The 9,251-nt window shown below is 71.9% G+C and carries 10 protein-coding genes; 9 read left to right on the top strand and 1 reads right to left on the bottom strand.

Annotated elements, in window-relative coordinates; genetic code table 11:
* The 9 genes from ABZ297_RS29510 to ABZ297_RS29470 all read left to right on the top strand — a co-directional run.
* Positions 1-1,722 (top strand): hypothetical protein (locus tag ABZ297_RS29510; protein ID WP_355352444.1); only part of this gene is annotated, 1,722 nt, incomplete at its 5' end.
* 43 nt (positions 1,723-1,765) lie between these two features.
* Positions 1,766-2,587, top strand: coding sequence for a class I SAM-dependent methyltransferase (locus ABZ297_RS29505; protein ID WP_355352441.1), 822 nt, complete (start codon positions 1,766-1,768; stop codon positions 2,585-2,587).
* Between the two features lie 103 nt (positions 2,588-2,690).
* Entirely contained in the window at positions 2,691-4,229 is a 1,539-nt protein-coding gene (locus ABZ297_RS29500; RefSeq protein ID WP_355352438.1) for a serine/threonine-protein kinase, read from the top strand.
* 125 nt (positions 4,230-4,354) lie between these two features.
* Positions 4,355-4,765 (top strand): hypothetical protein, encoded by a 411-nt coding sequence (locus ABZ297_RS29495; protein WP_355352435.1) that lies wholly within the window; start codon positions 4,355-4,357, stop codon positions 4,763-4,765.
* Between the two features lie 198 nt (positions 4,766-4,963).
* On the top strand, positions 4,964-5,815 hold the full coding sequence (locus tag ABZ297_RS29490; protein WP_355352432.1) for a DUF4097 family beta strand repeat-containing protein: 852 nt from the start codon (positions 4,964-4,966) through the stop codon (positions 5,813-5,815).
* 121 nt (positions 5,816-5,936) lie between these two features.
* The gene (locus tag ABZ297_RS29485) at positions 5,937-6,656 is read left to right on the top strand and encodes a universal stress protein (RefSeq protein WP_355352429.1); all 720 of its coding nucleotides are present in this window, start codon (positions 5,937-5,939) and stop codon (positions 6,654-6,656) included.
* 99 nt (positions 6,657-6,755) lie between these two features.
* A complete protein-coding gene (locus ABZ297_RS29480; RefSeq protein WP_355352426.1) occupies positions 6,756-7,670 on the top strand; it encodes a hypothetical protein in 915 nt (304 codons plus the stop codon).
* 195 nt (positions 7,671-7,865) lie between these two features.
* The gene (locus ABZ297_RS29475; protein ID WP_355352423.1) at positions 7,866-8,060 is read left to right on the top strand and encodes a DUF5999 family protein; all 195 of its coding nucleotides are present in this window, start codon (positions 7,866-7,868) and stop codon (positions 8,058-8,060) included.
* Positions 8,057-8,539, top strand: coding sequence for an ATP-binding protein (locus ABZ297_RS29470; RefSeq protein WP_355352420.1), 483 nt, complete (start codon positions 8,057-8,059; stop codon positions 8,537-8,539). The genes ABZ297_RS29475 and ABZ297_RS29470 overlap by 4 nt, the downstream gene beginning before the upstream one ends.
* Positions 8,540-8,606: 67 nt before the next feature.
* Here ABZ297_RS29470 and ABZ297_RS29465 read toward each other — a convergent pair whose 3' ends face one another.
* A complete protein-coding gene (locus tag ABZ297_RS29465) occupies positions 8,607-9,218 on the bottom strand; it encodes a hypothetical protein (protein ID WP_355352418.1) in 612 nt (203 codons plus the stop codon).
* Between the last annotated feature and the right edge of the window lie 33 nt (positions 9,219-9,251).

Here is a 9,251-nt window from a genome sequence, read left to right as displayed (position 1 = left end):
CCGCTCACCCGCAGCCCGCCTGCCCGCCCGCAGTTGGTGGAGGCTCTGGCGCGGCGAGGCGACGAACTCCATCGCGCCCAGCACGTGCGCGACCACCGGACGGCACGCGGAGGCGAAGCGATGACCGGCACCGGCAAGCTGATCCGCCTCGCGCTGCGGCGTGACCGCGCACTGCTCCCGCTGTGGGTCTTCCTCCCGTGGCTGTTCCCGCTGGCGTTCGTCGCAGCCTTCAACAGCGGGTACCCCACCGCACAGGCGCGCCAGGAGTACGCGGAGACGAGCACCCACAACACGGCCTTCACCGTGACATACGGCGCGCTGCACGGATCGAGCCTGGGCGAACTGGTCGCCTGGCGTGCGGGCTTCATCCCGATCGTGGTCGGGCTGATCAGCATGCTGACGGTCATCCGGCACACCCGCGCGGAGGAGGAGGCAGGCCGGCGCGAACTGATCGGCGCGACCGTGGTCTCCCGCCACGCGGGCCTGGCAGCCGCCCTGATCACGGCCGGTGGCGCGAGCCTGGTCCTCGGCCTGCTGGCGGCGCTGGGGCTGATCAGCCAGGGCCTGCCCGCCGCCGGTTCGCTGGCGTTCGGATCCGGGCTCGCTGCCGTCGGGTGCGTCTTCGCCGCGGTGGGGGCGGTGGTCGCCCAGCTCACTACCGGCGCGGGGAGCGCCCGCGGCATCGGGATCGTCGTCCTCGGCGCCGCGTTCCTGCTGCGCGGCATCGGCGATGTCAGCGGCAAGGCCGGCGGCGGGCTCGGCTGGGTGTCCTGGCTGTCGCCGATCGGCTGGGCCGGTCAGTTCCGGCCGTTCAGCGGCGAACGCTGGTGGGTCCTCGGGCTCGCCGCCTGCGCGGTCGCCGCGCTCACCGCGGTGGCCGTCACCCTGTCCGGACGGCGGGACCTCGGCGGCGGCCTGTTCCACGACCGTCTCGGTCCTGCCGACGCCGCACCCGGGCTGCGCACGCCTCTGGCGCTCGCATGGAGGCTGCACCGCGGGGCACTGGTCGGCAGGGTCGCCGGCTTCGCCCTGGTCGGATTCGCTCTGGGCAGCATCGCGGAGAGCCTCGGCGAAATGATGAACAACAGCACTCCGGCAGCGCGAGAGGTCCTCGCCCGGATAGGCGGTCCTGGCACCGTCGTCGACCAGTTCCTCGTGGGCATGATGACCATGCTCGGCGTGGTCTCCGCCGGGCTCGCCATCCAGGCCGCGCTCCGACTGCGGGCGGAGGAGAGCGGCGGGCGCGTGGAATCCGTCCTGGCCACCGCGGTCGATCGGCTGCGGTGGGCGGGCGGCCACCTGACCTTCGCGCTGCTCGGCAGCGCACTCGGACTGGTCGTGTTCGGAGCGGCGGTCGGACTGGCGTACGGGACGAGCACCGGTGACGTCGGCCGGCAACTGCCGCGCATGCTGGGCGCCGCTCTCGTCCAGCTGCCCGCGGTATGGGTGTTCGCCGGGGTCGCGTTCGCGCTGTTCGGCCTGCTGCCCCGCCTTTCCGCAGGCGCGTTCGCCGTACTCCTGGTGAGCACGCTGTTCGGTTGGGTCGGCGCGGAGCTGCAACTCAGCCAGTGGGTGATCGATCTGTCGGTGTTCGCCCATATCCCGCAGCTTCCCGGCGGTGAGGTCAGGGTGCTGCCGCTGGTCGTGCTGACGGCGATGGCGGTGGTGCTCATCGGGCTCGGCCTGGTGGGCCTGCGACGCCGTGACCTGCCGATCGGCTGAGCCCGCACAACCTCACAGATGACGACCAGAACCAGGAGGGCTCATGGACAAGATCCCGGCCGACTTCACCGGCGTGCGGGCAACCGCGCTCCTCGAGTTGTACCTTCGATGGCTGGACAGCCGAGATCGGCGCCCCATCCTCCGCGATCCCTGGCCATACCGGGCCGTACAGCGCCTCGGCTTCGACTTCTCTCCGTTCAAGTCCATGGCCATCGCACGGTTCGCCGTGGCCGTCCGGTCACGCGTGATGGACGGGTGGGTCGCGAAGTATCTGGCGAACAACCCGGATGCGGTCGTTCTGGATCTCGGGTGCGGGCTCGACTTCAGGGTCTTCCGGATCGATCCGCCGCCTGGCCATCACTGGTACGACGTGGACTTCCCCGACGTCATCGAGGTAGCGCGGCAGCTCTACCCCGAACGCGCGGAACACAGCACCATCGGCGCGTCCGTCGTCGATCCGGGCTGGCTCGCGCAGATCCCGGGCGACAGACCCGTGGTGGTGGTGGCCGACGGCCTGTTCGGGTTTCTCAGCGAGGACGAGGCACGACAGGTCTTCCGGCAGATCATGGACCATTTCCCGCGAGGGGAGTTCGTCTTCAACAACATTTCGTCGTCGATCAAGAAACGACATGAGAAGCGACCGTCAGCGCTCTTCACGAAGTTCGGCATCGAAGAGAAATGGGCGCTTGACGACGCGCGAGGAGCCGAGAAGCTCGATGACCGCCTGCTCTTCGTGGACAAGGAGAACCAGCTGGACACGCCCTTGCTCGCACGCACTCCGCTCTACTATCGGGCACTGTGCGCCTTGATCAGGATGGTTCCGTCCTGGAGGGAGAGCGGCTGGATACTCCGCTACCAGTTCTGACCAGGTGAGGAGATGGCTGCCCCTTTCCTCGCCCAGCCGGCGCTTTCCTCCTTGCCGCGAACCGCGTGGTTCGCCCGCTTTCGATGGCTCTAGGCTGTGCGCTGTGACTCCCGGGCGGATGGTGATCGACGGCCGTTTCGAGCTGCTGGAGCAGCTGGGCAGCGGCGGCATGGGCACGGTGTGGCGGGCCTACGACCTCGCCCTCCAGCGCGAGGTGGCGCTGAAGGAGGTGCGCGCGTCCGGCCCGGAGGAGCAGGACCCGGGCAGGGCGCGGATGCTGCGCGAACGGGTGCTGCGCGAAGCGCGCGCGCTGGCCCGGCTCCATCACCCCAACGTGGTGACCATCCACCACATCGTGGACGCGCCGAACATGCCGCACCCGTGGATCGTCATGGAGCTGGTACGCGGCCGGTCCCTGCAGGACCTTCTCGCCCGGGGGCCGCTCCCCCCGGCGGAGGCGGCACGGCTGGGGCGCGGGATCCTGGCCGCGCTGCGGACCGCCCACGCGGCGGGCATCTGCCACCGCGACGTGAAGCCCGCGAACGTCCTGCTGCGACCCGACGGCAGCCCGGTGCTCACCGACTTCGGCATCGCGGCGCTGCACGACTCGCCCGGCCTGACGGCCAGCGGCGACGTGGTCGGCTCGCCCGAGTACATCGCGCCGGAGCGGCTGCGCGGCCAGGAGGGCAACCCGGCCTCGGACCTGTGGTCGCTGGGCATGCTGCTGTACGTGGCCGTGGAGGGCCGCCACCCGATGCGCCGCGACACGCCCATCGCCACGCTCGCGGCCGTGCTCAACGGCCAGCTCCCGCCGCCCCGTCAGGCGGGTCCGCTGACGAACGTCCTCAGGGCGCTGCTGGTGCCGGACCCCGCCGCCCGCCCGCAGGCCGCGGAGCTCGACTGGATGCTGGCGCAGGCGTCCGGCCAGATCTCGGCCGCCGACACCACCGCCCCGGGGTCGCGACCCGGCTCGCGCCGGGGCCGCGCGGTGACGATCGCCGGGGTGGCCGGGGTCGGCGCGATCCTCACCACGGTCCTCGTCCTCCTCCCCAGGCTCCAGGACGGCGCCGTCGCCAGGTCGACCCCCGATCCCTCGACGCCCGCCACCGCGACCATGAAGCGCAAGACGCCCGCCACCCCGACCACGGCGCGCGAGACGCCCTCGACCTCCGAGACGGAGCCGGAGAGCCCCGAACCCGGCACACTGCTGACTCCCAGCCGGATCAGGGACGTGATCGGCGTGCTGGAGAAGGAGGCGCACGGCGCCCAGTTCGCCGACTTCACCGTGTACGACGACTTCGCACGCGCCAAGGTCCTCCTCCGCGGCTCGAAGAAGCTCCACGACATCCTCACCTACCGCGACGGGCAGGTCAGCCGGGATGTCGGCGGAAGCTTGCTGATGCCGGGCGAGGGCCCGGTCAGGCTGGGATCGTTCAACTGGAACGCGCTCCCGGCGCTGCTGCGCACGGCCGACCGGAAACTCGGCGTCCGCAAGCCGACCAGTCACTACGTGACGGTGGAGGCCGCCTGGCCGTTCGCGGACAACCAGCCGGTCCTGCTCGTCTACGTCATGGACGATTACGGCGGCGGCTACCTCGCGGCGGACAGGAAGGGCAACGTGCTGAAGTTGATGCCGCGGTAGGGCTACGTGCATCGCGGGCGGTGGGTCGACGCCTGGGTTAGCTCCCCTCTCCGCGAGGAGCTACCCGCCCCCGACGCCATCCCGGCCCCGCCGGCGGTCGGCGGTCGCGGCATCATAATGACGTCATGGACCTCGCGCCCTACGTTGACTATCTCCGCCGTGAGCTCGCGGTCGCCGCCGACGCTGGCGGCCCCGACGCGCGCGCCCTCGCCGAGCGGCTGGCCGCGCCGCTGGAGTCGGCCGCCAGGCTGGCCCTGCTGGAGGCGCTGTCGGCCGCCGCGGACGAGATCACCCGCGATCTCGCGCCAGGCTCGGTCGACGTGCGGCTTCGCGGACGCGACCCCGACTTCGTCGTCACCGCGCCGCCGGGCGGCCGGATGTTCGAGGAGGCGGCCGAAGGCGCGCAGGCCGGTGTGCCGACCACCCGGCCGCCGGTCCAGCCCCCGCCGCCGGAGGCCGACGAGGGTGGCACGGCGCGGATCTCGCTCCGCGTCCCCGAGCATCTCAAGCCGCGCATCGACCAGGCGGCCGCCTAGGAGGGGCTGTCGGTCAACGCCTGGCTCGTCCGCGCCGTCTCCGCCGCGCTCGAAGGAGACGACCGCCGTTCGGGCCGGCGCGAGTCGCAGATGGGCCGGCACCACACCGGCTGGGTCCGCTGACACCATCCGGCTCACCGGCCGTCAGTTGTCACTCGTACCGGCAGCCGTGACTGCCGCCGTCAGGAGGGGAGCGTCATGCCGGCGTTCGACACGCCCGAGCCGATCGACGTCACCATCGACCTCGCCGTCGGCGACGTGCGCGTGTACGCGAGCGACCGCGCCGACACCGTCGTGGACGTGCGGCCCAGCGACCCCTCCAGCGACGCCGACGTCCAGGCCGCCGAGCAGACCAGGGTCGAGTACTCCCACGGCAGGCTGCTGGTGAAGGGGCCCAGGAAGAGGGCCTGGTCGCTGCTCGGATGGGGAGGCTCGGTGGACGTGACGGTCGAGCTGCCGTCCGGGTCGGGGCTCGACGCGAAGAGCACGGGCCGCTTCCGCTCCGACGGCCGGCTCGGCGACTGCAGGCTCACCACCGCCTCCGGCGACATCTGGCTGGACGAGACCGGCAGGCTGCGGCTGAACACGGCCTCCGGCGACATCTCGGTGTCCGGCACGGCCGGGCAGGCCGAGGTCACCACGGCCAACGGGGAGATCCGGATGGGCCGGATCGACGGCACGGCGGTGGTCAGGACCGCCAACGGCGGCATCTCGCTGGGCGAGGTGACCGGCGACCTGCGGCTGAACACGGCCTCCGGCGACATCGCCGTGGACCGGGCCCTCGCCGGGGTCGACGCCAGGACCGCCTACGGCAGCGTCCGGATCGGCGAGGTGGCGCGCGGCTCGGTCACCCTCCAGACGGCCTACGGGGAGCTGGAGCTCGGGGTGCGCGAGGGCACCGCCGCCTGGCTGGACGTCCGCACCCTGTCCGGGGCCGTCCGCAGCTCCCTGACCCCGAGCGACGGCCCCGAACCCTCTGACGAGACCGTCGAGGTGCACGCCCGCACGTCCTACGGCGACATCGTGATCCGCCGCTCCGCCCGCCCCTGAGCGCGCCGACAGGCGTGGTGAGGACCAAGGTCCCACCGGGGCAGGGCCGCTCGACCCTACGGGCCGGCTCCCGGCTGCTGGACGCTGGCATGGGACCCTCGACCGACAGGAGCGAGCTGACATGAACCGCGTCGTGGTCGGCTATGACGGTTCGGACTTCTCCATGCAGGCGCTCGACTGGGCGATGGACGAGGCCGAGTACCGGAAACTGCCGCTGACCGTCGCGCACGCCTGGCAGTGGCCGTACGGCGAGGCCGACGACGAGGCCAAGGCGCACCTGCGCAAGGCGGCCGAGCACGTGCTGTGGCACGGCGCCGAGTGCGCCCGGTCCACCAGTTCGGTGGTGGACGTCGAGACGGACCTGTTCGAGGGGTCCGCCGCCCGGCGTCTGGTCTCGCTGTCGGACGGGGCGGCCCTGGTCGTCGTCGGTTCGCGCGGGCTGAGCACGCTGCCCAGGGCGGTCATGGGCTCGGTGGCGGAGTACGTCGCCGCGCACGCCGGCTGCCCGGTGATCGTGGTCCGGGGGCCGGGCCCGCTACCCGCCCCGACCCGGCCGGGGCCGGTCGTGGTCGTCGACAGGGAGCCGTCCGAGGCCGTTTTGGAGTTCGCGTTCGACGAGGCGGCCATCCGCCAGCTCGCCGTCGTCGCCGCCGGGGACCTCGCGGCCTGGCGGGCGGGCCACCCGGACGTGGAAGTCAAGGCGGCCCCGGACCCGGGCCGGCCGGCGACGCTCATGGTGGTGGGACGCGGCGAGAACGGCCATCTCGGCGGCGCGGAGACGGTGCTGCAGCACGCGCCGTGCCCGGTCGCCGTCCTGGGCTCGCACCCCGCGAGGGCGTGACCGAGGGCCGACGTCCTGCCGGGAAAGGACTTTAGACCCTCACGCCGCCCCCTCCGCTCCTGTTCAGCTGGACGTACGAGCAGGCAGAGGGGGCCTAGCATGATCGTAAAGCAGCGTGCCGAAGCGGTACACGCTGCGCTGGAGGCGGCGCGTTCCGCGTCGTCGGTGCACGACGAGCAGCCGTTGTCGTTCGACGTCGCAGGCGAGGAGATCGGTGTGTGCGCCGATGGCGACGGGGGGCAGCGCCCGGCCGACTCGGCCGGGAGAGAGTTGCTGATCAATTGCGGGGCGGCTCTGTTCAACATGCGGACCGCGTTGCTGGGTGAGGGGTACAGGCCGGTAGTGCGGGTCATGCCCGATCCGGACCGGCCGTGCTTGCTGGCCACGGTCGACGTGGGGTCGGAGATGCCGGCCGACGCCCAGGCACGGATGCTGGTCCAGGGGTACGAACCGCGGCTCATCCATCGGGTCGGGTTCACCGGGCTGCCTGTTCCCAGCGTCGTGGTCCAGTCGCTGGCCAGGCACGCGGCCGGTGAGGGGGCCAAGCTGACCGTGATCGGCTCGCCCGAGGCGGTGCGCGTCCTCGCCGCGCTGACCCAGGCCGCGCAGGCGGTGCAGGCGCAGGGCAGGGGGCGGTTCGCGTTGGAGATGCTGCACTGGGCCCGGCCTCTGGGGGCGTCCCACGTCAACGGCCACAGGCGCAACGAGCGGGACGGCCAGGCAGATCACCGCGCGCTCGGTGAGACCGGGGTGGTGGCGCTGCTCAGCACCCCGCGCGACACCCAGCAGGAGTGGATCGCGACCGGGCAGGCGTTGCAGAGCGTCCTGCTGCGCGCGTCGGCTCGCGGGTTCAGCGCCGCGTTCCACAGCCAGGCTCTGGGGGTGCACTACCTGCGCGAGTTCCTGCGCCAGGAGCTGTGCGCGGGCGAGTACCCGCAGGTGATCATGCGGCTCGGGGTCGCCGCCGACGACGAGCAGTCGGTCTGCCGCCCGCTGCCCGGCGTCCTGGACTGACAGTGATGATGTAGATGAGCGCTTCCCGCCAGGGGCACAGCCCTTCGGTGGGATCGGGCTGGATACCCGCGCACTACCTACGTAGAAATAGGTACCGATATGGGGATTTCTCACGTCCCCCGTGTGCGGGTTGTGGGGAAGGCTGACGAGAACAGGTATCTCCATCGCTGGAAGTGAGGATCGAAGGTACGAGCCATGTGCCAGCACCAGCCCCCATGTCCGCCCGCGGATGCTCCCAACCGCGAGGCAGCGCGTCTCGTGGCGTACCACCCGGAGCAAGGATGGGGTCTGCTCTGCAACGGGGTGGTGTGCTTCGACGACGCCGGGGAACTCCTGCCCGACGGACGCAGCATCCCCGCCTGCACCTGCCCCTCCGGACATGCGGCATGATCGCACGAGTCTGGGGCAGGTTCGTCGCCCGGCTGAGCGGCCACCCCGTCGTACCCCATCGTGCCTCGTGGACGTTCGCGGCCAAGCCCGTCTCCATCCCCCGGGCGCGCAGGCTGACGCGCGCCCAGCTGGAGGCGTGGGGCTTCGACGGCCCAGGCGAGGTCGCGGAGCTGCTGGTCACCGAGCTGACCACGAACGCGATGCGGCACACCCGAGGCACCTTCCGGCTGAGCCTGTCGGTCGAGGACGGCCTGCTGCGCTGCGAGGTCGAGGACGCCGACCCGCGGCCGCCGTTCGTGCGGACGGCCCGCCTGGACGACGACAGGGGGCGCGGCCTCCACCTGGTGGACATGCTGGCGTGCTGCTGGGGCACCGAGCCCGCCGGCCCTGGGAAGATCGTCTGGTTCGAGCTGCCCGCGCTCGTCCTCCCCACATTGAGCCCGTGCAGCCCCGCGCTGCGGGCCTACGAGCCATCCTGAGCCCCCACCCTGGGGAACGCCGGGGCCGAGCAGGTCATCGATCGGCCCCGGCGTTCTTCGAACGTGCTCACGCGCCGGGCGAGTACAGCCACGGCTCGCGCAGGTCGACGTAGGCGGGCCGGCCCTCGAACAGGCCCATCCACTCCTCCAGCGCGCCACGCAGCTCGGGCGGAGGCTGCATGCGCTCCCCTTCCCTGGCCTCCTTCTCGGAGGTGAAGTAGGCGGTCTCGGTGTATCCGTCGTCCTCGTGCAGGGCGATGGTGCCGCCGATGAGGTCGGGCCGGAACGCGGCCAGATCCCGCTCGGTGCGGCGGACGATCTCGCTCATCCGCTCAGGATCGCGGGTCCGCCCCTGGATCACCTGGACGAACCCCGCCGAGTCGGACCCTCCGCCCAGATACTGGTGGACCCGGACGCAGTCATGGAAGACGATCTCCCCGGCGAACAGCTTCGCGGTCTCGACCCACCACTGGGTCTGCTCGGGCCGGTCGGCGTTGCGCTGCGCCGCCTCTCGCGACTCGAAGCGCACCGCGGCGATGAACTGGCCGTCCTCCGTCAGGCCCGCCGTCGTGCCGAGCCAGCCGGGCGCCTCCGGCGACAGCTCGCGGGCCCACCGGCCCAGGGCCGACCGCAGCTCTCCGGCGTCGGCCGGCCGACCTTGAATGAGCTGGATGAACATCACGCCTCCCCCTTGAGGCTCTGTGACCTCACC

This window comes from Nonomuraea sp. NPDC005983, assembly GCF_040614375.1.
Lineage (GTDB): Bacteria > Actinomycetota > Actinomycetes > Streptosporangiales > Streptosporangiaceae > Nonomuraea.
The sequence above is the reverse complement of the archived record's forward strand: the minus strand, read 5'-3'. Positions and strand labels throughout refer to the sequence as shown.

Bases quoted from the DNA above. Each gene is read 5' to 3' on its own strand.
- ABZ297_RS29465 (WP_355352418.1), bottom strand. From the start codon at position 9,218: ATGTTCATCCAGCTCATTCAAGGTCGGCCGGCCGACGCCGGAGAGCTG.
- ABZ297_RS29495 (WP_355352435.1), top strand. From the start codon at position 4,355: ATGGACCTCGCGCCCTACGTTGACTATCTCCGCCGTGAGCTCGCGGTC.
- ABZ297_RS29490 (WP_355352432.1), top strand. From the start codon at position 4,964: ATGCCGGCGTTCGACACGCCCGAGCCGATCGACGTCACCATCGACCTC.
- ABZ297_RS29470 (WP_355352420.1), top strand. From the start codon at position 8,057: ATGATCGCACGAGTCTGGGGCAGGTTCGTCGCCCGGCTGAGCGGCCAC.
- ABZ297_RS29480 (WP_355352426.1), top strand. From the start codon at position 6,756: ATGATCGTAAAGCAGCGTGCCGAAGCGGTACACGCTGCGCTGGAGGCG.
- ABZ297_RS29475 (WP_355352423.1), top strand. From the start codon at position 7,866: ATGTGCCAGCACCAGCCCCCATGTCCGCCCGCGGATGCTCCCAACCGC.
- ABZ297_RS29485 (WP_355352429.1), top strand. From the start codon at position 5,937: ATGAACCGCGTCGTGGTCGGCTATGACGGTTCGGACTTCTCCATGCAG.
- ABZ297_RS29505 (WP_355352441.1), top strand. From the start codon at position 1,766: ATGGACAAGATCCCGGCCGACTTCACCGGCGTGCGGGCAACCGCGCTC.